At 48.6% G+C, this 23,195-nt stretch carries 17 protein-coding genes; 9 read left to right on the top strand and 8 right to left on the bottom strand.

What is annotated here, in order from left to right; translation table 11 throughout:
- On the top strand, window positions 1–519 hold a 519-nt coding region (locus tag NDI48_26645), incomplete at its 5' end, for a photosystem II q(b) protein (protein MEP0834747.1).
- Window positions 520–648: 129 nt separating this feature from the next.
- On the opposite strand, the gene NDI48_26640 is transcribed toward NDI48_26645, so the two are convergent.
- Together NDI48_26640 and cax are read right to left on the bottom strand one after the other, a co-directional pair.
- Window positions 649–2,871: a serine/threonine protein kinase gene (locus tag NDI48_26640; GenBank protein ID MEP0834746.1), complete on the bottom strand. Its 2,223-nt coding sequence runs from the start codon at window positions 2,869–2,871 to the stop codon at window positions 649–651.
- Between the two features lie 337 nt (window positions 2,872–3,208).
- The gene (gene cax / locus NDI48_26635; GenBank protein ID MEP0834745.1) at window positions 3,209–4,324 is read right to left on the bottom strand and encodes a calcium/proton exchanger; all 1,116 of its coding nucleotides are present in this window, start codon (window positions 4,322–4,324) and stop codon (window positions 3,209–3,211) included.
- A gap of 469 nt (window positions 4,325–4,793) precedes the next feature.
- On the opposite strand from cax, the gene NDI48_26630 reads away from it, so the two are divergent.
- Together NDI48_26630 and NDI48_26625 are read left to right on the top strand one after the other, a co-directional pair.
- Window positions 4,794–7,448 carry a DUF3536 domain-containing protein gene (locus tag NDI48_26630; GenBank protein ID MEP0834744.1) on the top strand — a complete coding sequence of 885 codons (2,655 nt, stop codon included), beginning with the start codon at window positions 4,794–4,796 and terminating at the stop codon, window positions 7,446–7,448.
- A gap of 135 nt (window positions 7,449–7,583) precedes the next feature.
- A complete protein-coding gene (locus NDI48_26625; GenBank protein MEP0834743.1) occupies window positions 7,584–8,075 on the top strand; it encodes an MgtC/SapB family protein in 492 nt (163 codons plus the stop codon).
- 67 nt (window positions 8,076–8,142) lie between these two features.
- On the opposite strand, the gene NDI48_26620 is transcribed toward NDI48_26625, so the two are convergent.
- Window positions 8,143–9,573 (bottom strand): cell wall metabolism sensor histidine kinase WalK, encoded by a 1,431-nt coding sequence (locus NDI48_26620; GenBank protein MEP0834742.1) that lies wholly within the window; start codon window positions 9,571–9,573, stop codon window positions 8,143–8,145.
- A gap of 122 nt (window positions 9,574–9,695) precedes the next feature.
- Window positions 9,696–10,109 (bottom strand): response regulator, encoded by a 414-nt coding sequence (locus NDI48_26615; GenBank protein MEP0834741.1) that lies wholly within the window; start codon window positions 10,107–10,109, stop codon window positions 9,696–9,698.
- A 139-nt stretch (window positions 10,110–10,248) separates the two neighbouring features.
- Here NDI48_26615 and NDI48_26610 point away from each other — a divergent pair, with 139 nt between their 5' ends.
- On the top strand, window positions 10,249–10,554 hold the full coding sequence (locus tag NDI48_26610) for a DUF4090 family protein (protein ID MEP0834740.1): 306 nt from the start codon (window positions 10,249–10,251) through the stop codon (window positions 10,552–10,554).
- 95 nt (window positions 10,555–10,649) lie between these two features.
- Window positions 10,650–11,060 carry a DNA-binding protein gene (locus tag NDI48_26605; protein ID MEP0834739.1) on the top strand — a complete coding sequence of 137 codons (411 nt, stop codon included), beginning with the start codon at window positions 10,650–10,652 and terminating at the stop codon, window positions 11,058–11,060.
- A gap of 283 nt (window positions 11,061–11,343) precedes the next feature.
- Here NDI48_26605 and NDI48_26600 read toward each other — a convergent pair whose 3' ends face one another.
- The 3 genes from NDI48_26600 to NDI48_26590 form a co-directional block, all read right to left on the bottom strand.
- The gene (locus NDI48_26600; GenBank protein MEP0834738.1) at window positions 11,344–13,407 is read right to left on the bottom strand and encodes a hypothetical protein; all 2,064 of its coding nucleotides are present in this window, start codon (window positions 13,405–13,407) and stop codon (window positions 11,344–11,346) included.
- A 180-nt stretch (window positions 13,408–13,587) separates the two neighbouring features.
- The gene (locus tag NDI48_26595) at window positions 13,588–14,316 is read right to left on the bottom strand and encodes a precorrin-2 C(20)-methyltransferase (protein MEP0834737.1); all 729 of its coding nucleotides are present in this window, start codon (window positions 14,314–14,316) and stop codon (window positions 13,588–13,590) included.
- A gap of 173 nt (window positions 14,317–14,489) precedes the next feature.
- Window positions 14,490–16,484: a cation:proton antiporter gene (locus tag NDI48_26590; protein ID MEP0834736.1), complete on the bottom strand. Its 1,995-nt coding sequence runs from the start codon at window positions 16,482–16,484 to the stop codon at window positions 14,490–14,492.
- Window positions 16,485–17,893: 1,409 nt separating this feature from the next.
- On the opposite strand from NDI48_26590, the gene NDI48_26585 reads away from it, so the two are divergent.
- Both NDI48_26585 and NDI48_26580 read left to right on the top strand, forming a co-directional pair.
- A complete protein-coding gene (locus NDI48_26585) occupies window positions 17,894–18,034 on the top strand; it encodes a hypothetical protein (protein ID MEP0834735.1) in 141 nt (46 codons plus the stop codon).
- 2 nt (window positions 18,035–18,036) lie between these two features.
- Entirely contained in the window at window positions 18,037–19,659 is a 1,623-nt protein-coding gene (locus tag NDI48_26580) for a glycosyltransferase family 39 protein (GenBank protein ID MEP0834734.1), read from the top strand.
- A gap of 438 nt (window positions 19,660–20,097) precedes the next feature.
- Here the strand turns inward: NDI48_26580 and NDI48_26575 are convergent, their stop codons facing one another.
- On the bottom strand, window positions 20,098–20,493 hold the full coding sequence (locus NDI48_26575; GenBank protein ID MEP0834733.1) for an AbrB family transcriptional regulator: 396 nt from the start codon (window positions 20,491–20,493) through the stop codon (window positions 20,098–20,100).
- A 488-nt stretch (window positions 20,494–20,981) separates the two neighbouring features.
- On the opposite strand from NDI48_26575, the gene NDI48_26570 reads away from it, so the two are divergent.
- The gene (locus NDI48_26570) at window positions 20,982–21,425 is read left to right on the top strand and encodes an Rrf2 family transcriptional regulator (GenBank protein MEP0834732.1); all 444 of its coding nucleotides are present in this window, start codon (window positions 20,982–20,984) and stop codon (window positions 21,423–21,425) included.
- Between the two features lie 625 nt (window positions 21,426–22,050).
- The gene (gene cbiB / locus NDI48_26565) at window positions 22,051–23,172 is read left to right on the top strand and encodes an adenosylcobinamide-phosphate synthase CbiB (GenBank protein ID MEP0834731.1); all 1,122 of its coding nucleotides are present in this window, start codon (window positions 22,051–22,053) and stop codon (window positions 23,170–23,172) included.
- Window positions 23,173–23,195: the final 23 nt, after the last annotated feature.

The raw sequence follows: 23,195 nt of genomic DNA, 5'->3' as shown, positions 1-23,195 counted from the left end.
GAGCACAACATCCTGATGCACCCCTTCCACCAACTCGGTGTGGCTGGTGTGTTCGGTGGTTCCTTGTTCTCTGCTATGCACGGTTCTCTGGTTACCAGCTCTCTGGTGCGTGAGACAACTGAAACCGAATCTCAGAACTACGGTTACAAGTTCGGTCAAGAAGAAGAAACCTACAACATCGTTGCTGCTCACGGTTACTTCGGTCGGTTGATTTTCCAATATGCTTCTTTCAACAACAGCCGTAGCTTGCACTTCTTCTTAGCAGCTTGGCCTGTCGTTGGCATCTGGTTCACCTCATTGGGCATCAGCACAATGGCGTTCAACCTGAACGGTTTCAACTTCAACCAGTCCATCATCGACTCACAAGGTCGCGTGATTGGCACCTGGGCTGATGTACTTAACCGCGCTAACTTGGGATTTGAAGTAATGCACGAGCGCAATGCTCACAACTTCCCCCTCGACTTGGCGGCGGGTGAAGCGGCTCCTGTGGCTTTAACCGCTCCTGTGATCAATGGCTAATTCTTAAGAATCTAGCTTGAAAAAAAGCGCTCTCCGCAAGGGGGGCGCTTTTTTGTTGGCGTTGGCGGGTACTGATGTGATTTCCGATACTGATTGAAAATAAGTTAAGGACAAATTTTCCCAAGCTTTCTAAGGCATTCGCCAAATCTTAATCGTATTATCAAAACTACCACTGACTAAAGTACTACTATCGGGACTAAAAGCCACAGAACGCACATCATCAGAATGCCCCTCAAGAGTGCCTAAAAGTTTCCCCGATCGCAAATTCCAGAGTTTGATAGTATTATCCTGACTCCCACTCCCACTAGCCAGAATATTTCCCGTGGGCGTTATGGCAAGAGAACGCACCCAATCCTGATGACCATTAAAGGTTTTCGTGAGTTGACCTGTGGTTAAATTCCATACCTGAATTGTTCCATCTCCATTGCCACTCGCTAAGGTTTCCCCATCTGAACTAATGGCGAGAGCAAACACCCGGTTGGGATTGCCTTTAAGGGTATGACGAACTGTGCCCTGATCCACATCCCAAATTTTAATTGTATTGTCAAAGCTACAACTGGCTAACGTTTTCCCATCTGGCGTTAGGGCAATGGCAAAAACCCAAGCGCTATGTCCTTGAAGGGTGCGTTTCTCAATCGGTTGGGTATTGACTTCCTGCCTCAAATTCCAAACTTTAATGGTGTGGTCAAAACTGCTACTGATCAATGTTTTGCCATCTGTACTAAAAACTAAGTCAGATATCCAAGCAGAATGTCCCTTGAGGGTGTGCAGCAGGTTGCCCTTATCAATGTCCCAAATTCTAATAATATTGTCATCGCTACCACTAGCTAACGTTTTCCCATCTGGGCTAAAAGCAACGGTATTTTTTCCGTATAAATCTTCTCCTAAAGTGCGTCCAGAGGTAGGAGTTGAATCGGTTCTATTCTTGCCCAGATTCCAGAGTTTGAGTAAGCCATCTCGACTCCCACTGGCAATCATCTTCCCATTCGGGCTAACCGCAACCGTGTTGATGCCGTGTGAAGCCCCAGTGTCAATGCTGGTGATAGGTTGTAACTTTTGCCCCGCTTTGGTACTACGCCCTACCCGTTTGGCGTCGTCATTCCCGTGAGTTAGGGTGGCATGATTGTTTAAAGTTGTTCGAGGCGGTACATTAACAGGCTTTGGGGAGCGGATTGCCAGAGATGAAGCAGGTAATAACCCCTGATTAGACGATACGAGGGATTGCTGACTATTGAGAGTACTTAAATCTCCATACATCAGCGTTCCTGTTACTCCCACAGTACCGATAAGAGTGCTAGCCAGAAACAGGTTTTTCGGCTTAACCAATTTGGTGAATAGTTTTCTGAGAATCGTCGTGGATGAACGTTGGTTACGTACCCACGATTGCAAGCGTAAATCCACTAGAGAGTTAGCAAATTCCGGCGTTTGCGGAGGTAACTGAGGAGGTTGCCATGTGTGGTCGATCGCCGCTATGCGCTGTAAAATGATCTGAGCATTGTGCGGTCGATGGTGGGGAAACGGAGCCATTAAATGATCAATCAAGTCCGTCACCGACTGAGAAACCTGAGGGGCTTGGTGCTGCCAGAGTAATTCCCCGGTGCGCGGATCTTCAGGAAAATCATTCGGGGATTTCCCCGTGAGCAGATAAACAAACGTTCGCCCCAATGCAAAGAAATCCGATTGCGGTACAGCTTTGCCCTTCGCTTGCTCGATGGGCGTGTAGGCTGGAGAGGACAGGCTTCTAACATCCTGCTCACCCCTTGCTGTCACCAAATAAGTGTCGCTGGCGGCTCTGGCACTACCAAAATTAATCAATACCAGTTGCCCGTTGGGAGTGAGGATGATGTTAGATGGTTGGATGTCGCGGTGAAAATACAGTTGTTGGTGGACTTGATATAAGATTTCTACTAGCTGTTTGAGCCAGTTCAACACTTGTGGTTGAGAAAGAGGTTGATTTCCTGGCTGCTGTTGACATTTTTCTAGATTTATGCCTTTAACTTTCTCCATCACCAGGCAGTGTAGGGGCTGGTGTCGGTTTTTGGGTAAAAAGGTAAAGTAGCCATCCGGCTCAATGTGGGGAATACCTGGATGATGCAATTGGGTCAACACCCGTGCTTCTTGCTGAAATACGGCTACAGCTTTTGGGTCATTGAGTAGAAGAACTTTTAATATTTTCGGTGTCCCTTGCTCTTCTACTTCAAAGATTTTGCTAAAACCGACTTCATCCAGTAACTGCTTTACCCGATAACGCTCTTGTAGCCAAAGCTGAGAGCCACAGTGGCAGCAGAGCGAATTTTGCTCATGGATGGGATCGGCTGGCTTCGGGCATTTGGGATTAATGCAGTAGCTCATAGAACCCTGGTGAATTAGCCTACTTCCTGTCAGGGCGATCGCTTTTTACGGGGGTGCCGTCGTTAATCGCACATTCTGTAAGCATAAAGGAGATCTGAGAATGCGATCGCTCAAAAGTTGGCCCGAAAATGTCCCCCCGTTAACCTACCGTGTATAGACAAGTCTTGGAACTGATCAGGGAGGGGGTAGGCACCCGGAGATGTGAGTGAGGAGGCGCTACCCCGACAAGCCATCAGGCAGCATCCTGACAGACCCCAAGTTTCCCCTTTTTCCAGGTGGAGGAGCGGGGATCTCCGGGGATTGATCATTAAAACTGAGATGAAGGAGGGCTGAGGATTTACAAACCCAAACCCTCACTTACGGGATGGAAGAAAAAGGCGAACCCTAAAACCAAATAAGTGGCTAAAAGCAAAGTCCCCTCTAGCCAGTTGGACTTCCCATCAGAACTGATGGAATTGGCAATTAAAACCGAAACAACCACCGCCACCAGCTCAAATACATTGAAGTTCAAATCCATCGGCTTACCCATCAGCCACCCAGCAAGGACTAGCACGGGCGCGACAAATAAGGCAATTTGCATACTAGACCCTACCGCGACTGAAACAGAAAGATCCATCTTATTTTTCAGTGCTACGGTAACGGCTGTCGCGTGTTCAGCCGCATTCCCAATCACCGGCAGCAAAATGACTCCCGTAAATAGGGAAGATAACCCTAGTTCCGAGGTGGCTTCTTCTAAGCTGTCAACCAGCAGTTCTGATTCTCCAGCCACAAAAAGAGTGACAACCAAAAGCACCCCCACCCATAGCCAGAGATTAGGCTTGTGTTCAGGTTCCTCTGGGGCGAGGTTCGATTCTGCAAGGTTTTCCATGTCCACCATGCCAACATCGAAGAGATAACTGTGGGTTTTCATGGAAAACAGCAGCGTTAGCCCATAAACCAGAATTAACACCACGGCAACAGCGATAGAAAGGCGCTGGATTGTGACTTCACTCAGGCCAACAGAGGTAGCATCCATCGCCGTGGGGAGGAGAATGGCAATCACGGCTAAATTCATAGAAGATGCATTCACCCGCGCCACGATAGGCTGAAATTCTTGCTCCTTATAGCGCAAGCCCCCCAACAGCATGGACAAGCCCATCACCAGTAGTAAGTTACCGATGATTGATCCCGTGATGGTGGCTTTAACCACACTAACTAAGCCTGCATTCAGGGCAATTAGGGCAATAATCAGTTCGGTGGCATTGCCGAATGTGGCGTTGAGTAGCCCCCCCAAGGTGGGACCCGCCACGACAGCGATTTCTTCCGTGGCTGTACCCATCCAAGCGGCGAGGGGGACAATCGCGATGCAGGATGTAATAAAAACCACAGCTGCTCCCCATTCCAAAAAGTGAGCGGCAATCGAGATGGGGACAAACACGAGCAAGAGCGACAAAATTGTATTCTTGTTGAGCATCTAGGTTTTTTGTACCTTAAGAGCAGAGATTTCTTGGGGATGGACAATCCTTCCCATCCCAGTCATGCAAGTTACCTGCACAACAGCTTCGGACTCTAGAATAATCGCATCTCACCGCTAACCCAAATATGTCATTGGATGGGTACCATCGCCCAGAGGAACTTTTATCCTTAATTAAGTTCTATAAACTTACCGCAAGTTCCTTGAAGTCCTGTCGGTCTAAGGCTGAGATTGCGGTTTACTAAGAACAGTGCCAATCGTTTCAAAGCTTTCAATCCCTTCACACCAACCCATACACTAAACTTCCGTAATCGGCGCTACAGTTTGCCTTCTGGCCTTACCCTAATTAGAATTGCTTACTTTGGAATGAACTGTAGCTTGCGGGATCAGAGAGGTTTTCTGTCTCAAAAATGGGTGTGTAGAACGGGGAAAGCCGTCTGAGTAGTTTTTTTAGATATTTGGTAATCCCATGACTTCTGCTGCTGAGATTCCAGCTTCTCAAGCTGATGCAATGGTGTCCATTGCAGACTTGCACGTTGACGCGGGGATCGCTAGCGATCCCCTAAGGACGGCGACCGGTGTTTACGTGACTGTCCACGGTCATTTTTACCAACCTCCTCGTGAAAATCCTTATCTAGACACCATCGAGCGTCAGCCGAGTGCGACTCCTTTCCATGACTGGAATGAGCGAATTCACCACGAGTGCTATCGCCCCAATGCTTTTGCCAGGGTGTTGAATCAACGGGGCGAAGTTATCGGGATCGTCAATAACTATGAATATTTAAGCTTCAACATTGGCCCAACGCTGATGTCGTGGCTCGAACGTTACGATGTTGAGGTCTATCAGCGGATTCTCGAAGCGGATCGCAACAGTTGCGCTCGCCTCAACGGACACGGCAATGCGATCGCGCAAGCTTACAATCACATCATTTTGCCCCTAGCCAATGAACGGGACAAATATACCCAAATCCGCTGGGGCAAAGAAGATTTCCGCTCTCGCTTCAACCGCGATCCCGAAGGCATGTGGCTAGCGGAAACCGCTGTCGATTATCCCACCCTAGAGGTACTGGTTGACGAGGGAATTAAATTTATTGTCCTGGCTCCCTCCCAAGCCGAGCGCTGTCGCTTGATCCCCAGTGATCAGCAACCCGTTACCCAATGGCATGAAGTTGGCGGTTCTCAGATCGATCCCACTCGCCCTTACCGCTGCTTCCTGGCAGATGGGCGATACATTGATATGTTTTTCTATGACGGCCCGATCTCGCGAGATATGGGATTTAATGATGTTCTCAGCGATTCCCACAACTTTGCAGGGCGCATTGGTCAAGCCGTGCGTGGGGATCATCGACCCGCACAGCTGATTTCGGTCGCCACTGATGGAGAAACCTTCGGACATCACAAAGGCGGTACGGAAAAATGTCTCGCCTACAGCTTTACCCAGGAGCTTCCTCACCGAGGTTGGACGGTAACGAACTTTGCCCACTATCTCAGCATTAATCCGCCGACTTGGGAAGTTGTGTTGAAACCCGTGACGGCTTGGAGTTGCTCACATGGCGTGAACCGCTGGCAGGATGACTGTGGTTGCGGTGGCGGCGGAGTCTGGAACCAAAAATGGCGACGTCCATTACGGGATGCCCTGGATTGGTTGCGGGATAAGTTAGTTAAGGTTTATGAAGAGACGGGTCGCCAATTCTTCCGCGATCCCTGGGCAGCACGGGATGAGTATATCCAAGTGGTTCGCGATCGCTCCCCAGAGAATGTCGAGAACTTTTTGGGGCGTCACCGAAGTCGCAAACTGACGGCAGCCGAACAAATTGACGCCCTGCGTCTGTTGGAAATGCAGCGTCACTCGTTGCTGATGTACACCAGTTGTGGTTGGTTTTTTGAGGAAATCTCCCGCCCCGAAGGCGTCCAGATTCTGCGTTATGCGGCTCGTGCGTTGGAATTAGCCGGGGATGTGGCTGGCGTGCAGTTGGAAAAATGCTTTGTCAAACGTCTCGCCCTCGCCCCCAGTAATGTTGACTTTTTCAAAGATGGGGCGGCGGTTTATCGGCATCTGGTGATATCGTCGCAAATCAGCTTTAAGCAAGTTGCTGCTCACTATGCGATCACCTCTCTGTTTACCAGCTATGCACGACAACAACGGGTCTACTGCTATGACGCCCAGCAGCTAGACTACCAGATCCAACGCATGGGATCGCTAACCCTGGCCGTGGGTCAACTGCGGCTGGTTTCAGAAATTACCTGGGAGAGCGCTCATCTGGTGTTTGCTGTATTGCACTTGGGAGGCTGGGATTTCCACTGCTGCATTCAACCGTTTGCGGGGCGTCGAGCTTACAGCAAACTCAAGGATAAGGTGTTCGACTCCCTAAAACAGGCGAGTGCGGCTCATGCCATTCTGGCCATGCATCAGATGTTTGGCGCTGAGTCCTTTAGCTTGCAGAATCTGTTTGCGGAAGAGCGTCATCGGATTATGGGACTCTTAAGTCAGGAAACCTTAACACGCTTAGATCAGCTCTACACTCAGGTTTATCGGGACAACTACGGGGTGTTGATGGCTTTCCATCGGGATGAGTTGCCGGTGCCGCAGGAGTTACAAGTCGCTGCCGAGATTGCCTTATCGAACCGGGTTCTCACCGAGATCAGGGCGCTGGACTCGGCCCTGAGCGATCCCGAAATGGTATGGAATCATTTGGCTAAATTGGAAGCGATCGCCACGGAAGCCAACCACATGCGTTGTCAGCTCAAAATCCCAGAAGGGAAGCCCACCTTGGAGAAGTTGATTTTGCGATCGCTGTGGCAACTGCTGCACGATACCAATCTACCTACCCTTTCCGCCGATATCGATTTCATTCGCCGTCTCATTGAGGTGGGGAATCAACTCAATCTGGGACTTTCACTCGCTCAATGTCAGGAACTTTACTTCAACTGTTTGCAACCACGCATTGAACCCCTGTTCCAACAAGCGATGCGAGCCGAGTTGACTTCTGAGACTCAAGGTGCAAGTGCGGTAGCTCATTTAACAGCTAAAACGGATTGCAACACTATCCAGCTCCGCCACCTGCTCCAGTTGGGTGAAAAACTAGCTGTAGATGTCAGTTTCTGGTTAAGCCAGTTACCGTAAATCGGTTGCTAGTTTAATCCGGGATCAGTTAAACAATCCCTGAGTCGCCCCCCTATCAAGGGGGGTGGGGGATGGCAGCGTTAGCAAAATGTCAGCCATTTTTCTGATACCGGATTTTTTTGAGAGGCTTAAGAAGTGATTTTATCTGTCTTAGGGGTAACGACTACAGCGTTCATCGATGCTAATGATTGGCTGGGTTTAACTTCTCGCATCCTGTTGGCCTGCCTCGTTGGGGGAGCAATTGGCTGGGATCGCCAAAGAGCAGGCAAACCAGGAGGGTTGAGAACCCACATGCTCGTTAGCTTGGGAGCCGCTATCTTTGTGATGATTCCCTTGTTGACCAGTGACGCCGACTCCAGCGATGCCCTGAGCCGAGCTGTTCAAGGGGTAGCCACGGGTGTTGGATTTTTAGGTGCCGGAGAGATTCTGCAACAGCCAAGTCAGACATCTAGCAAGCCACGGATTAAGGGGTTGACTTCAGCCGCCACCATTTGGTTAACAGCCGCACTTGGAATAGTTGCGGGTTGCGGGTTCTGGCAGTTAATCCTAGTCGCTACGCTGATTACGTTATTCGTTTTAAGTATAGTCAAGCAATTAGAACGGGTGGTTTTTCATAGAGAGGATTGAACCAATGTTATGAAGGATAAAATATTAGGAGGTTTTTTTATCCTTTATCTGGCTTATTTCATACTTTTTAAGAGAGTTTATCGATGGGTAGGTAAATGGTAAACATAGCCCCCTTCCCTTCACCTTTGCTGCTAGCAACGATCGCTCCCTTATGGGCTTCCACAATGCGCCGTGCGATCGCTAAACCCAATCCTGTTCCGCTGCCTTGGCGCGAACGATCCACGGTGTAAAACTGTTCAAAAATATGGGGCAGATCGCTCTGGCTAATCCCCTGCCCTTGATCTCGGATTTGCACGCCAATCTGACCACTATCTATTTTCCCAACAATAAAAACTGTAGAATTCGAGATCGAATGTTTAATGGCGTTGTCCAAGATGTTCAGAAACGCTTGCAGGAGCCGTTCTGGATCGCCATGAATCTGAACGCTAGGAATATCGACGTGGACGCCCACACTTTGGGCACGCATTCGCAACTCCACTGCTCTGACGGCGCGATCAATGAGGTCTTGCAGGCGGAGGGGCTGTTCTTCGAGGAGGGTAACACCCGCTTCCAGCCGTCCTAGATCCAGCAGGTCTTGAATGAGCCGTGATAGGCGACAGATCTCGTCCTGAGCGGTCTGGAGGAAGCGATCGCGGAGTTCGGGTTCCTCAATTGCTCCGCTTGCTAGTGCCTCCACAGTCACCAAAACGTTACTTACAGGAGTACGCAGTTCGTGAGACACGTTAGCCAGGAAGCTTCGCCGCTCTTTATCAAGTGATGCCAAACGCTGGCTCATTCGGTTCAACTCCGTAGCAAGTTGACCAATTTCATCATTTTGGTGGATGTTCAACTTTCCATCAAGATGACCCTGGCCGATCTGGAGCGCAAAATTAGACATGGCCTTGATTGGTCTTGCCATGTTGCGCGCAAACCGTTCACTAATCAGTGCACAGAGCAAAACCGTGAACAGTAGCGTTCCCAGAATGGTAAAAATTACGCTGCGAAACTGACGCTGGAACTGGTCTAAGGTGATTGATATCCGCAAAACACCGAGCATTTGACCCTTACGGACGATCGGTTTGGCAGCGTACAATCGGTCATCATTGGATAAAATACCTTTTGCTACGCCTTGCGCCGATTTATTTTGAAGCGCTTCCTTCACGCCCGGAACACTATACCAGTCCTTGACATGCCGATCTATATCTGGGGCAGACGTGGAAAGCAAGCGACCATCAGGCCCAAAGATTCGCAGTGTAACAGATTCCCGTGCACCATAGCGCTGAACCGTCAGTTTGGCTCGATCAAGATCGTTTTCCTCCAGTGCATCCGCAACGCTCTCGCTGAGCGCCGTACTCCAGGCATCTAAATCAGCCTGCCTCGACCTCATAAAATAGCCGTAGAAAGACCACAAAATATAGGTGGCTAGAATAGATGTTCCTAGTGCGGTGAGCGCCACATAGGTGACTAACAATTTTCGGTAGATTGAATTCCACCGGATGTGAACGGGTGACCAATCCATTAGAGTTTGTTCCTAATCAGGGGAGAGGGAGAAATGATTTCTAAAATGTTTTAGATGGTTTTGTGAGGTAGGCAAACAACTCACCTCCTCTGCCAGTTCTCCACTTATCTCCGGCTATTTATTTAAGGGTTTTGACCGGCGGCACGACTCCGTAAGACCGCTTTGATTCGTGCCAGAAGTTCACGAGTGTTAAAGGGTTTGGTGATATAGTCATCTGCACCCGCTTCTAATCCCCAAACTTTGTCAATGGGCTGGTCTTTAGCGGTTAGCATTAAGATTGGCACTTTCGAGAAGGCACGGATGCGCCAGCACAGTTCCATGCCATCGATTCCCGGTAGCATCAAATCTAAAATGATCACATCCGGTACTTGTTTGTGAAACAATTTGAGGGCACTTTGCCCATCTGCCGCTGTTGCTACCTGATAACCTTCTTTAATTAACGCGTAGCTGAGACTAGCCCGCAATGCCTCTTCATCATCGACGAGTAGGACGTGTGTCATTGTGGGTTTAAGGTTTTTTACATCTAAAGTATACATACTTAGCAGAATCCTTACGAGATAAAGCCACAGGATTAACGCTGTAAATCTATCTTTTGGAGGAGCTTAAGGCAGCCTAATTAGAATCTTGGACGTTTTCCTCCTAAAATACTCTTGTACATCATGATCCCAGGCCGCAATGTCTACCGAAACAAATATACCGACGCCCTCAACCTTAGGTGCGGATGCGATTGATGAAGCGATCGCCAAAGGAATTGATTTCGACGGTTCCCCGATTCCAGCAGAAAAACTAGAACTCTATCACAAAGTCATGGGTTTGGAAGCTGGACGGCAGCGCAGTGGCGTATCGAATACGATGCGTTCTAGAATTGTGCGAATTGGAGCGAAACACATTCCTCAAGAGGAACTCAATCAGATGCTGAGCAAGGCCCAATTTGCCCCATTAAAAGACAAAGAAATTGCTTTCTACTACAGCGGTAAATAACAAAAATTAATTATGAATTTCCCCCTGGAATTAAATAGATCCAGGGGGTTTTATGATTTTTGTCTTAGTGTTTATCTGCGGTTCCAAATCCAAAAATGAATATTTTCGCGATTCGCTTAAAACCTGATGAAGATTTAAGACAAAGCCTCGGACAGTTCGTCCAACAGAATAATATTCAAGCTGGTTTTATCCTCACCGCTGTTGGCAGCCTGAAACAGGCAACCCTTCGTTTTGCCAGCCAGAATTACTCTCAAGTTTTCAAGCAACAATTCGAGATTGTGTCCTTAGTCGGCACCCTTTCCACCCACGGACTTCATATACATATTTCTCTATCAGATAGACATGGTAAAACCCTCGGTGGACATTTGCTAGAGGGTTGCATCATCTATACAACGGCTGAAATCGTCATCGGCACTAGCGAAGATTTAGTCTTTCTCAGAACAGTGGATGAAAGTACTGGCTATAAAGAGTTAGACATTCAACCCAAAAACCCATCTTTTAATTGAGGCTTGGTAGGAGGTATTTAGGGAAACCGAATCATTAGAGTTCTGGCAAAAGGCGAATTTACCTCCTCGTATAAGTTCCCACTTAATCCCTCTAATCTGAGGGAATCTTTCTTGATCCCTCCCCACAAAGGAGAGGGATAATCCAGCACCCACACCGAGAATAAGTGATCGATTAGCTCAAACAAACATTCAGCCGAAGCTGCCAGTTGATGAGTCAAAGAAGGCGATTGAGGCATAAACGAAGCCAGCCAAACTCCAAAGCATCATGATTCAGCTAGCTGTTTTAAGGCTTGACTGAATTGGGCGGCTGCGGCAATCGTTGAGGCTTTTCGGAACTTTCCGGTTGTGGTAATTTTTGAGGCTTTGCGGAATTTTGTGATTCCGATGAGCTGCGCGGCTCCGGTGAATTTTGCCGTTCTACTGGAGTTTTTCGCTCAATCGGGGTGGAACGTTCAGACGCGTTTTCCCGTTTGGGAGGAGTGATTCGCTCAGTCGGGGTGGAACGTTCAGACGCGTTCTCCCGTTTGGGAGGAGTTTTTCGCTCAGTCGGGGTGGAGCGTTCAGACGCGTTTTCCCGCTTGGGAGGGGTTAACTGCTCAGTCGGGGTGGAACGTTCAGACGCGTTTTCCCGTTTGGGAGGAGCGATTCCCTCAGCCGGGGTGGAACGTTCAGACGCGTTTTCCCGCTTGGGAGGAGTTAACTGCTCAGCCGGGGTGGAACGTTCAGACGCGTTTTCCCGCTTGGGAGGAGTTAACTGTTCAGCCGGGGTGGAACGTTCAGACGCGTTTTCCCGCTTGGGAGGAGTTAACTGTTCAGCCGGGGTGGAACGTTCAGACGAGTTATCTCGCTTGGGAGGAGTTAACTGTTCAGCCGGGGTGGAACGTTCAGACGAGTTATCTCGCTTGGGAGGAGTTAACTGTTCAGCCGGGGTGGAACGTTCAGAGGAATTTGGTCGCTCAGTTGGGTTTTTCCCTTCTGTTGGATTGGGCTGCTCCGAAGAATTTGGGCGCAGCGAGGGAATTCTTCGCTCAATTGGAGTAGACCACTCCGGTGAGTTTTTCTGTTCAGGAGGAGTTAATTGCTCTGTTGGGGTGAATCGCTGCGGTAAGTTTTGGCGCTGGGTTGAATTTTTCCCATCCGTTGAGCTTGGTGAGCCTGTTACACTCCCAGGAACTGGGCTGTCGTGTTTAAACTGAACCTGAACATAGTAAGCTTCAGGCTTGCCGGTGCCGGGAAATTGATGGCCCTGAACACTGGAGATGGCTTCCTGATCAAAAGTGTCATTCGGGAAAGAACTCCCCATGACCTGAAGGCTATCGGAGATGATTTTGCCATTTTCATCAACCTTGACTCCCACCATCACGGCTCCACCATTGGGATGTCCAGCGGATTGAGAGGTTTGGGGATAGTTACGAGAGAGCTTTAGTGTTTGCGGGGGGTTAGTGACCTGATTTCGAGCCGACCAATTGTTGACATTTTCGCGCAAAGCCTGTTGATTTGGATCGCTGCTGTTGCTTGCGGAATTGCTCTGACCTGAAATCGGCGCGATCGTCTGAATAGTCTGCCCAGGAGCTTGTATAGACGTAGATTGCCCAAATTGATTTTGAAACTGTGTCCCTGTAAAGCCAGGATTTACGGCGATCGCTCCTGCTGGCGGTGGTGGTGGTAACGGTCGAGAGGTTTGGTTGGAATTAAACCTTTCTAATAGTGGCAGATTGTCATTGGCGGGGAGCAGCCCTGTGGTCAAGCCACCGACATCCGGACGCAGTTTGGAGCTATTGGTTATCTTAGAACCCGTAGCAATCTTAAACTGAGGATTGGCCGAAGATTTTCCCGATTGGCTAGTGAACACCTCCGATGGCAGGGGAGGTTCTCCTGGGTTTCTTTTGATGCCAGTCTGTACAGGGCTGTTACGGGCGACCTTACCGAGGTTAGTCGAGCGCCTCGGTATTTTCCAAGACCCGCCAACTGAGGGCAGAGGGTCGAATGACGGTAAATCCCCAAGGGACGGCGTGTTAGAAGATAGGGATGGCAGCGATGGTAAAGTGGAAGACCCAGAGGGTGGCAACGGCTTGAGCTGCTGATTGAGCGAGGGTGATAGGGGATCTAAAGGCAGAGCCGGCGGAGGGACGCGGCTCAACTCTTCTGGTTTTAATTCCAGCAGTTGAACATTCCGTATCGGCTTGGGTTTTTCCTGGGAGGACATCGGCAAGTAAGGTAAGGAAAACCCCAGCGCGGCATGAATACCGACGGAAGCGATAACAGCAATAGCCGTTGGTTGACTTAACTTATGGGGAAGGTTTTTGAAGAAGTTTGGGAAGCTTTTAGGAGAAGATGCGTAAGACATAGCAGTTACAGTTCACTCCGCTGGGTCGTTGCAGACAGTTTGTTAGTTCAAGCCGTTGACAGCAGTATCCGCCAAGAATCGCGAGTTTGACTTTTAATGATAGTCGAGCACGGTTTCTGGAAGAGCGCGATCAAGTCCCGTGTTTTTGAGTTGTATTGCTACAAAACAAAGACTACACCTTCAGTGACACGATTGAGACACTTTTACGATGAGTAGGGAAAAGTAGGGCAATTTCAGGGTGGGGCGATCGCATAAATCCGCATAAATCACTTGCTCTGGCAGGGTTGCTCGTTCCACCACAAAAGCATGATCCAATAGCTGACGTCGCCGTAGGACTTCCCACACTTCCGGGTAGACTGAACTGACTTTCATAAGTACCACGACATCTGCCCAGTCTAAAATTGTTTCCAGTTCCCCCACATTATAAAGAGCCGGAAGTACAACCAGGCGCTCTTGCCTCACGGTTAAGGGTATTCCTAAAACTGATGCCGCCGCCATGGGCGAACAAACTCCAGGTACCGTCTGCACCTTACTTTCAGGATGTAACTGTTGCAGCGTCTGGGCTAAATAAGTAAAGGTGCTGTAAAAACTGACATCTCCTTCACAGACAAACGCCACATCTTGACCTAACTGGAGATAGTGCCAAACCTGCTCAGCGGCAATTTGCCACGCTTGAGTCAAGGTAACCATATCCTGCACATACGGAAAGGCCAAGGCCAGTGGCACTTGATGACTGCCCAGCCACGGGGCAACAATTTGTTGAGCCACTCCTGGCTTACCTTGAATACCCTCAGGAAAAGCTACTACAGGGGCTTGCTTCAACAAACGCAGTCCTTTGAGAGTGATCAGTTCCGGATCGCCCGCTCCGACGCTTATACCGTAGAGTGTGCCAACTTGTACGGGATTCACTGGTTAAGTTTGATGAATACGGATCAATAATGACCTGTTTTGGACTGTCCATGCACAATCTAAAATCTCAAAGGCCATTACCGAGTGTTATTTTACCGGGCTTTTTTGTCGGTGCGCTCGAATACTCTGATTTAGAGCCATCTCTCCCACCACTAGGATTGCCTCGCTGGAACCTACAATCCTTGGGCTGGCGGCTGTAAAACTTCCTCTTGAGGAGGTTTGGCAATTTCCGCGATCGCTTCTCGCTGTCCCTTTGGGGCAATCGCCATTCCCGAAACAGGAGCCGAAATGGGCACTTCCTCAACTTCGGGCAATTTTTCGAGTGCCAGACGAGATGAGGGACTCGCACCAGATAAGCGCTTCAACAGTTTGGGTCTGGGGTCGTGTAATAAGTAAATAATTTGATCGCCCGGTTGCCAATTATCCGTTGCTGGAACAATTTGAAAACTCGATTCCCGTTCCACCAATAACGGCAAAAGTTCACCAGACCGAATTAAGGCTTGTAAGTGAGCTTGCTGAAACGCAAATCCGGGTTCTTTTAATGCCGTTTTGCCCAACTTAACTTGCCCCTCACTCAGGTACTGATTCCAGGCTTTGATCGGAACTTGGGGGATAAACGCCTGACTCACCTTGCCTTGGGTCGTTGGAGCATTACCCTGAGGATCGCGAGGAAATACGGCTAAGACACGCGGGGGTTGAAACTCCTCAGCCGCTCGTTGTGCCAGAACTGAGTTCACCTCACCATTACTCGTCATCGCGAGGAATGTACCCATCGAGTCAAGTCCCGCTTCTTCCAAGGCTTTTATGTCCAAACCGCTGCTTTGAATCACCGGCAGATTCTCTCGCTCTGCTTTTTCACAAGCTTCGGGGTCGGTATCGATGAGTACCACCGATTCTCCTCGCTCTTGAAAGAGACGGGCAATCAGACGGCTTAATGGATTACAGCCAATGATCACAGCCCCCGTTGCGCCAAAGTGCCGATTCAGTTGCAGCCACTGGGCGACCCAGCGTGCGGTCAATCCTTGCAAAAAAACCGTCAACAGGATCGTGAGAAAGACTAGGGCTTTAATCGAAGCACCACCATTAATCCCCCGCTGTGTCAGGAGAATGGCAAACAAGGAAGCCACAGAGGCACTGACAATTCCTCTCGGAGCAATCCAGGACAAAAACAATTTCTGTCGCCAGTTCAGCCCACTGTTCCAGGTACATAAGGTGATACTGATGGGACGCACGACCAACATAAGTACCAGGACTGTAAACAAGCTACCCCAACCCAGCGCAAAGACACTGGCGATGGATAGGTCAGCCGATAGCAGAATGAAGAGTACCGAGACACCGAGAACCGTTAATTGCCCTTTAAACCGCCGCAACAACCGCTCTTCCGGGAGGGCAGACGCGCCCACAACCATTCCGGAAACCACAGTGGCCATTAGCCCGGATTCAGAGCGAATCATTTGCGCCAAGCCAAATAAACCCCACATGCCAGCCAGCACGACTAAATTTTTCAGGTCTTCTGAGATAAAGCTGGCACGTTTGAGAATCAATCCCAGCAACCAACCCCCCGTCGCGCCGATGGTAGCGCCGATACCGAGGCGCAAGCTCAAGCCAATAATGGCTTCTGACGGACTCGCATCCCCATTCAAAATCGTGTCTAACACGACAACGGCAAGAATGGCTCCCACCGGGTCAATTAAAACGCCTTCTCCCTCTAGAATCGTTGCGACTTGCCGATCCACTTGTACGTGTTTGAGCAGAGGGCTAATCACCGTTGGACCTGTAACAACGACTAAAGACGCATAAAGAAAGGCAATAGGCCAGGGAAATTCACCCAGCCAGTGAGCCGCCATGCCACCCCCCAGCAATGTGATCAGAGTGCCTAGGGTGACTAAGTTCCTGAGACTTCCGGAGACTTTACCTAAGTCCCGCAGTTCCAGGTTGAGTCCTCCCTCAAAAAGAATGACCGCCACGGAGAGCGCGACAATTACTTCCAGACCGACTCCCAGGCTCTGGGGGTGCAACACAGCCAAGCCATCTGGCCCCAAGAGCATACCAAACATCAGCAGAAAGACGATGCTGGGAACCTTGAGGTATTCCGCGATAACCTGAGCACTGATCCCGGCAAGAACAGCCACGATCATCTGTAGTGTGAGTTCAAATGATCCTTCCATATGCGTTAAGTATCGCAGGTGATCAATTCAGATTTAAATGCCTCATTGGCTGTATCCAACAGCAAAAGCGGGTTTAGAAGCCATAACATTTGGGGCATATCATCTGAAAATTGGAAACGGGCAAGATACTTCATATCAGGGTATTACTTTCAAGAAATCTAGGTATGGATACGGCCTTAGTTCCAGAAGGAGTGGCAAGTTCATCACCCTAGATTGCTGGATTAGGCTTGAATTCAAGAAGGCAAGAGAATGAACAATTTTTGGCGTAATAGACGAGTTGGATTCATCACGGAGTTATTTTTTGGTTAGGGATTTATTGGCGAGGTGGAGGGATTTTATTCTAGTGTGTGATGAATTCAGCGAATTGCGTTCTCTCGCTTCTATATATTCCGGATTCATTAGTGTTGGGCAGGTAGGAAGATGGGCGGGGCGTGTTCTGATGGACTTCAAAACAACTGCCCTATTGTTGCACTAGCATTAATAAGGCAGTGATGCCCTGAGCTAGAGGCGAGTTGGCTGTGGCATCTACCCTAAAAAAGAGCGCGCACTCTGTAAAATCCTATTTTTGGTAAGATGTTTCTCCTTTTGAGCGAATGCATTGTGTTTGTAGGTATGTGATTTTCACTTTAATTTCTCGATTGCCTTTGTCAGAATTTATTCTAGAGATGATTCAATGGCATCGCCTGCCTACAATTTTTCAAATTTGGGTTTCTATTTTGAAGGAAAAGTTAAATTGGGATTCATTCCGGGTATTTTAGCACCTAGCTTTGCGAGGGAAAGTCTGCTCCAAGAGGCTTTGGCTCTCAAATCTTGCTGGCGTCAACCGTTGAGGGCATACGTTAAATTTTGCGCGGCCTTGAAGGCTGTGCTTTGCAGAATCGTTCTCAATTCAGACGATTAATACCTCATTGGGTAAAGGTTTGAGGACAATGATCTCTTCTTTCACTCCTTCATAGAGTAGTGTATTTGACGGTTGTGTTTCAAAACCCTTCTCCTTCTCTAGGGAGGGAAACCGTGCCCCACTCTTGTTCCTGTGTTCAATTCGCTATAAAATCAGATTATTAGTAAAAATTAGCCTATGTTTCTCACACAAAAGAACGCGATTCGAGGTGGAGTTTATGATCGAGGAAAAGCTGACTTGAGTTGATCTCGATCAAAATAAGACGCTCTCCATCGTTCCAGGATTAGACAACCTGGCAACTTGCGTTAACACCAGAGGAACATCCTGGAAATAGCACCTTCATGAATGCAGATTGCAAGGGTGCGGCAACTATACTCAAAAAAGTAACCACAATCTGGATTTCCAAGGAGTGGCTAGGGGGATTGTGTTAGCTGAGCGGGGTGTGATAGCGCACAGAACCCTTAACGAGTTAATGTCGGAAGAATTCCCTCTCAACCATTAGGTAGGGATGGGAATTACAAAACTGGAAAGTTACTGGGAACAGCATACTGCTGCTTTGAGCAACGACAAAGAGCGAAAAGAGCGATCAATGGGTGGGATGCCACGAGGACTGCAATTAGCAACGAGCAGCAATCTGAATTGTTGGTAGAGATGGATCATCAAACTTTTACTTGGGGTCGTTCACGTAATAGAAGTCGTAAAACGGAACGCTGGGTTGAAGGACTGTGGATTGTAGGATTACTTTTAGCCGCGCTGCTCTTATTTGGTATTAATTTGGGCAGTCCTCCCCTGTTAGAGGGGAGTGAAGGAGGGCTTGCCCTGGCAGCTCGTGAAATCACAAAAGCACCATTAGAGATTTGGCAATGGCTTCATCCCAAGCTGGGGAGTAAGCCTTCTGTGCCAGAGCCCCCTCTTTTAGAGCTGCTAATTGCGGGAGCTTATAAAATTGGTGGTTTTAATGAATGGATGACACGTTTACCGGGTGCTATCCTCAGTGCCCTGTCTGTACCGCTTTTGTATGGCATTGGACGAGAAGTCTTTCCCTCCCGTCAGAGCGCGATTTTTTCAAGTTTAATTTATCTGACGTTTTTACCCGTAGTCTGTTGGGGGCGTTTGGCGAGCGTAGACGGGGCAACGCTGTGCTTTGTCATGTTTGTAATGTGGAGTGTGTTGCGATCGCGCCGTGACTTGCGTTGGTCACTCGGTATCGGCATAGGATTAGGGTTGATTGGCTTGAGTCAAGGTATCCCCCTGACCCTTTTACTCTTGGGCATTGCCTTGGTGTTTCTGGCGTGGGATACTCCTAGGCTCTTAACCTCCGGGTATTGGTGGATCGGTTTACTCCTAGGGAGTACCCCTGGTTTGGCTTGGTGCGGTCTAGCCCTCTTCTCTGACCCTGAGATGTTTCTCTCAAAAGCCCTCGTTAACACCTCTTTGGGGAGTTTTTGGCTACCGACGACGGCTCCCCAGAGCCTGGTTGGGTATTACCTAATCCAAATCTTAAAATTCTCAGTCCCCTGGTTACTCTTCTGGCCTTACGGGTTGCGACTCGCCTGGGAAAATCGGATTTGGGGCTGGGCCAAATTAGTACTTGTTTGGTCTGTCCTTTATAGTGTGGCGATTTTAGTATTGGTCAACCAGTTGTCCTGGTATGTCTTGCCTGTTTACCCAGCCTTAGCGCTGGCGGGTGGAGCCTATCTGGCGGAACTCAGGAATGGGCCGACGCGCCAATCTTATCCCCGCCTCTGGAGCATGGGCTTGATGGTAATGGGTTTAGGTGCGATCGTCGCTAGCCTTGTCTTCGCTATTTTGCCTGCAACAGACCGCTCTTTATCGGTAATTTTGGCCTCTGTGGCTTTGACAATGAGCGTCTCGGCTGTGCTAGTGGCTCGACGTGATTTGCAATTTATTCTGATTCTGTTCTGGGGGATGTACATCTCCCTGCTGCTTTTTATGACCTCTCCCTATTGGAGTTGGGAATTAGAAGCGGCTTATCCTGTTAAAGAGGTTGCTGCCATCCTCAAGCGGGGTACTGTTGAACAACAAAAGATTTACGCCTCTTTGCCTGCACAACGTCCTGCTCTGAAATTTTATAGCGAACGCGAAGTTGTCCCAGCCTCTGATTCAGAACTCAAACAGCGCTGGAAACAAGAAAAACCACTCTACTTATTACTGGACGCTAAAACCCGCGATCGGTTGCATCTAGAGCCAGCTAAAGTTGTGGGTAAAACCGAGGAATCTAGCTGGGTGTTGATCACTCAAAAATCTAACTGAACGAGAAATCGGTCTGCTCTACTCCACACAGCCATAACCCTGCCTATTTCTGCTAGTTTTAGCCACTAACAAAGATGGCTATACAGGTATTGAGAGTCTTCCCAATCTTGTTCGGTTAAGAGTGAACGCGGAGAGTCTTTCCTTAAAAATTCTCCGCATCAAACACGGCCCCCTGCCTTCAACCGAATTCTAGGGAACTGCCTTCTCCTAGAAGATGTATCTCATTCAAAACATTGGGCAAAGTACCGATGTTGCTCGTTCCACAGGTGCTTTGCCCCTAAGCCGTCAGAGAAATGCGTGGCGAAAATTTTTGAGTAATAACAATTGCGCTTACTCAAAAACCAGAGGTTCCTCGCTCTGGCTGAACCTAGGGGGTTGTGTTTAACAGACAGTAACTCTGACTTTATCCTTGACTTTTGACTCAGCCCTCAAGACGCCTCATTCCTCATCAGTTTCTTCGAGAGCGTCAAGTTGCTTCAGGTGAATATGCTTGCGGCCTAGGGTGATTTCAAATTCATCTCCGGGCTGTAAGCCCATCTGTTTAGTATAGGCAGAGCCAATCAGTAAATTACCATTAGACTGAACACTAATGCGATAACTAGCGCTACGTCCCCCACGTCCATTGCCATTGGCTTTGCTGTCTAACTCAATTCCCTCCGCATCAATGAGTGCGTTGAGGAATTTCATCATATTGACTCGCTCTACCCCGTTTTTTGTAACGGTGAAGTAGCCACAGGCTCTCGCTTTTTCTTCTTTGCTGAGATTACCCAGCTCTTTAACTTTCAGAATCAGCGCCTCACCCTCTAGGGGGTCCATTTTTTTCTTTTTAGCCATCAACTTGAATCTAAAACTATGGAGATTAAGTGGTATGCAGTGATTTTGCTTGACTGACTAGAAACTAAGATAACAAAATCTTAGTGTTGTATCAGCTTCTAAAACTATATTACACAAAATAGGTCAAGTTCGTTCGCTATATTTGTTTACTCAGGGTTTGTAACTGACGCCAAACCTCTGCAAGAGTTTGTGAACAACTGATACATCTCGATACTGTTAGTTGTTTCAATCGGCGATGTCTTACACAAGGAAAAACAAGGTCGGCTCACGGCTGCCTCGATTTCACCCAAAATCAAGCCTACAGATCAAGACATAATGTGTCAGGTTGGTAGTACAGCCTTCGCTGGAGACCCCTACAACTAATTGAACAATTCACATGAGCGACCTCAAGAAGAAGCCTAAAGCAAACTTAGCCTTGCTACTCTGGCATTACTCCAGCCTAGGGTTGATTTCAACCAAGTACTGTACTGCCTGAATTTTCAATTTTTATGAAGCTCACAACTCGCGGACACTATAGTGTAAAAGCGCTGTTAGATCTAAGCTTACAGCAAGGGTTTGGACCGACATCTGTTAAAGCGATCGCACGGCGACAAGACATTCCAGCTCCCTATTTAGAGAAGCTGTTGATTGAAATGCGTCGTGCCGGTTTAGTTAACTCGGTTCGCGGTGCTCAAGGAGGTTATCAATTAGCCCGCCAACCCGCACAAATTTCTCTCGGTCAAATCTTAGAAGCTGTGGGTGAAACAATCGAACCCCTACGTGGACATACACCAGACGCGGCTCAAGCCGGAGACTGGGTAACCTTCACACTTTGGCATCGATTACATCAAAAGCTGAAAGAAGCATTGTACAGCATAACGCTAGCCGACCTTTACTACGATGCTCGTAGCTGGCAAGCGGCAATGGGAGAAGAAACGAGCTTTGTTGTTTAATTTTTCTTCTAAAAATGTCAAAAAAGGTGGAAAGCCTGTCATGAGGACGTTGATTCCGAATTTAGAGAAGAATTACCTGATCGCTTCTACAGCTTTTCAACAAACTTTGGGGAGGCAGATGAAATGAGTGAGGGCGGGGTTAAAAAAACACCAGACAAACCCATTCATCATCGAGGGAAATTTTTTACCCTTCCATCCTTCTTCCAAGAATAGCTTGAGGTCGAGCCGGATGCTGAAGTTACAGTTTTCGATTGCTTAATCTTACCAGAATAGAAGCCGTTGAGCCTGATCGATAGAGAGAGATTTCGCCATAAACGAGGACAATTACAAGCGATAGGTGACAAACTTGAATATGACTCGCTAGATGTATCGCTGTATCGACTGACTGCTCAAGGGAGAGCTATTGCTCAAGAAGCAAGGTTTGTGTTACCAACTAAAGACAGGAGCCAGCCGTCAGGAACACAGATAAGAGCTAGACAACGGATACATAAGCTCCTGAAACTTTCCACTCATTTTTAACGCATGAAGTGGAAGAGGTGGACGCTCTGCTGCTTAAAAATCCCTAGTTCCGTAAAAAACTGAAAACTATATTGATAAAGTAGTCAGGTGCGGAACACTTTAATAAATGGATGCGAAAAGCTTTGCTGCTGTGCCCAGCGCCATCGCAGCAAACTCACTGCCCACAGCTACCGTTTTACTGATGGCGGCTAGTCTGGATTACATAATAGGTGACCCTTGGGGCTGGCCTCATCCCGTGCGAGTCATGGGCTGGGTCATTTCTCAATACACTCAGTTTGTACTCAAGCGATGGAATCGTAAAGACGAGCCAGAGCAAGCTACCTCAAAAGAATGGAAAGATACAACTCCTACTCCAGAGCAAGAGGCTGCGAGTAACATCCCTGAAAAAAATTCTGCTCTTGTTCAGTGGCAACGCCGTTGCGCTGGCATCCTATTAGCAGTTGGGCTTATCCTGGGCAGCGGACTAGCTGGCTGGCTAATCGTGCGAGGTGCAAATTGGATTCATCCCTTCGTGGCTGTTGCGGTAGAGAGCATTTTACTCGCCAGTTGCTTGGCGGGTCGAAGTTTGCGAGACGCGGCTGCTGATGTGTTACAACCCTTAGCGGCTGGGCAATTAATTCAGGCACGTTCTCAATTAAGTCAGTATGTCGGTCGAGATACCGAAAAACTGGACGCCCCAGAAATCCTGCGAGCGATTTTAGAGACGGTGACGGAAAATGCGACGGATGGGGTAACCGCTCCCTTGTTCTATGCCATTATCGGAGCCTTTTTGCCTGGAGTCGGTAGTGTTCCCCTCGCTCTTGCTTACAAAGCCGCCAGTACCCTAGATTCCATGGTCGGCTATCGCGTTGAGCCTTTCACCGATTTAGGTTGGTTTAGCGCCAAACTCGAAGACTATCTCACCTGGTTACCCTGTCGATTAACCGTGATTACCCTGGCGCTGCTGTCTGGAAAACCCCAACAAGTCTGGCGTCTGTGCCTCCGCGATGCCATCAAAGACCCCAGCCCTAATTCCGGCTGGAGTGAGTGCGCTTATGCAGCAATTTTGGGCGTTCAACTGGGAGGAAGCAACTGGTATCAGGGCGTGGCGAAATATAAACCCCTGCTGGGTGACCCGGTTTATCCCATTACACGAGAAAAAATTGAGCAAGCCTTAGGACTGACACGGTATTGCGTCTTGATTTGGTTGGGGGGTACATTCGCCGCTTTATTTCTGATTGGGCAATAAGTTTGGGGTCTAAATCTCTAATA

The sequence above is a fragment of the Microcoleus sp. AS-A8 genome (genome assembly GCA_039962225.1).
Taxonomy (GTDB): domain Bacteria; phylum Cyanobacteriota; class Cyanobacteriia; order Cyanobacteriales; family Coleofasciculaceae; genus Allocoleopsis.
This window is presented reverse-complemented; position numbering and strand designations above follow the sequence as displayed.

Bases quoted from the DNA above. Each gene is read 5' to 3' on its own strand.
- NDI48_26620 (MEP0834742.1), bottom strand. From the start codon at position 9,573: ATGGATTGGTCACCCGTTCACATCCGGTGGAATTCAATCTACCGAAAA.
- cbiB (MEP0834731.1), top strand. From the start codon at position 22,051: ATGGATGCGAAAAGCTTTGCTGCTGTGCCCAGCGCCATCGCAGCAAAC.
- NDI48_26575 (MEP0834733.1), bottom strand. From the start codon at position 20,493: ATGGCTAAAAAGAAAAAAATGGACCCCCTAGAGGGTGAGGCGCTGATT.
- NDI48_26640 (MEP0834746.1), bottom strand. From the start codon at position 2,871: ATGAGCTACTGCATTAATCCCAAATGCCCGAAGCCAGCCGATCCCATC.
- NDI48_26580 (MEP0834734.1), top strand. From the start codon at position 18,037: ATGGATCATCAAACTTTTACTTGGGGTCGTTCACGTAATAGAAGTCGT.
- NDI48_26585 (MEP0834735.1), top strand. From the start codon at position 17,894: ATGGGAATTACAAAACTGGAAAGTTACTGGGAACAGCATACTGCTGCT.
- NDI48_26615 (MEP0834741.1), bottom strand. From the start codon at position 10,109: ATGTATACTTTAGATGTAAAAAACCTTAAACCCACAATGACACACGTC.
- NDI48_26630 (MEP0834744.1), top strand. From the start codon at position 4,794: ATGACTTCTGCTGCTGAGATTCCAGCTTCTCAAGCTGATGCAATGGTG.
- cax (MEP0834745.1), bottom strand. From the start codon at position 4,324: ATGCTCAACAAGAATACAATTTTGTCGCTCTTGCTCGTGTTTGTCCCC.
- NDI48_26590 (MEP0834736.1), bottom strand. From the start codon at position 16,484: ATGGAAGGATCATTTGAACTCACACTACAGATGATCGTGGCTGTTCTT.
- NDI48_26600 (MEP0834738.1), bottom strand. From the start codon at position 13,407: ATGTCTTACGCATCTTCTCCTAAAAGCTTCCCAAACTTCTTCAAAAAC.
- NDI48_26610 (MEP0834740.1), top strand. From the start codon at position 10,249: ATGTCTACCGAAACAAATATACCGACGCCCTCAACCTTAGGTGCGGAT.
- NDI48_26605 (MEP0834739.1), top strand. From the start codon at position 10,650: ATGAATATTTTCGCGATTCGCTTAAAACCTGATGAAGATTTAAGACAA.
- NDI48_26570 (MEP0834732.1), top strand. From the start codon at position 20,982: ATGAAGCTCACAACTCGCGGACACTATAGTGTAAAAGCGCTGTTAGAT.